This window comes from Desulfogranum mediterraneum DSM 13871 (genome assembly GCF_000429965.1).
GTDB lineage: Bacteria > Desulfobacterota > Desulfobulbia > Desulfobulbales > Desulfobulbaceae > Desulfogranum > Desulfogranum mediterraneum.
The window spans coordinates 1-1,170 of the sequence record NZ_AUCW01000076.1 but is presented as its reverse complement, the minus strand read 5'-3'; the positions used below and the strand labels follow the sequence as shown (position 1 = coordinate 1,170).

The window sequence follows — 1,170 nt, the reverse complement described above, 5'->3', positions numbered from 1 at the left end:
CAATCATTGATGCGCTGGCATGAAATTGTTGGGTTCATCCAACCGAACAACCGGAGCTGTTAAAAAAAATTCCCTTAAAAATGGTGCAAACGGGGCCCAGGGTAATTTTCAAGGTTCCCTTAACCCACTGTTTTAGTTCCGTTTAAATACCCTTATTAGGCATTTATAAATTATTTACAGTTTTTGCTGTTAGGCCATGAAGCAGTAGCATGTTTACCTTCACCTTTTGGGAGGTCTTTACGTGAAATGAAGTGTCCTTTAAAAGTAAAATCTTTGTTAATTTTTATAATTAGTAACTTGTTAAAGTTACCCGCACGCTTGACTTTAACTTGGTCTTTATTTTTCTCAGGAGAGATTGTTTTGACCTCGATAAAATCATTGCCAATTTTTCCGTCCGAACCTTTAGTACGTGGTTTGTGTCGCTTAATACCATATTCGATCTCAGCAAATAACTCTCCTAACTCCCCCCAAATTTGTAAGTAACGATTCGTTAATGTGTAGAAGGATTCTGCATTATCGACCAAACTTTCAAAAATGCTTACTAGCTCAGGATCGACCGATAAATCTTCAGAAATATACTCATCGTCATCAATTACCTCCCAATCATCAGAAGAATACCCTAAAGCGTCAATATCAACTTCGGCTGGATTATACCCGCAAGCAGCTGCATCCATTATTTGATCAGAGCTATAACCTTCATTGTACATATCATGTAGAAAATCCCAATCACTCATATTTACTCCGTATGATTCAAATTAATGCTGAGCCTAACGTTAAACTCAGTGGTTTGCGGATTGATAGCGATAATTTCGATTAATGACGGAGACTGTTAGCACCTTTGAGCTTCAAAATACCGCCGACCTCAGCAAATCCACTGGAGTGACTGGGTACGCCCGGCATGGGCGTGATCTAATGGGGTGTAAGTCCCCTGTATGTAAACCCTGTTACTGTCGTGATGACAGGAGCATAAATACTAGCCGAAAGCAAGGGCGACCTCGTGAGGGTTCGTCTGGAGGCATTGGAGCGTAGCGGAAATCATGAGCTGAAAGCGAAAGCGACGCCAAGGAGCGGTAACCTGGAGCGCAAAATTATGAGCCGACGAACAGAAACGGTATACAAGGCCGAGTCTCCGGGTAAGTCAGCACAACATGACAAAGCCCTGGGTTTAGG

1 protein-coding gene is annotated in these 1,170 nt (G+C 42.0%); it reads right to left on the bottom strand.

What is annotated here, in order from left to right; genetic code table 11:
• Positions 1-170: 170 nt before the first annotated feature.
• A complete protein-coding gene (locus G494_RS0114725; RefSeq protein WP_028585129.1) occupies positions 171-734 on the bottom strand; it encodes a hypothetical protein in 564 nt (187 codons plus the stop codon).
• Positions 735-1,170 lie beyond the last annotated feature (436 nt).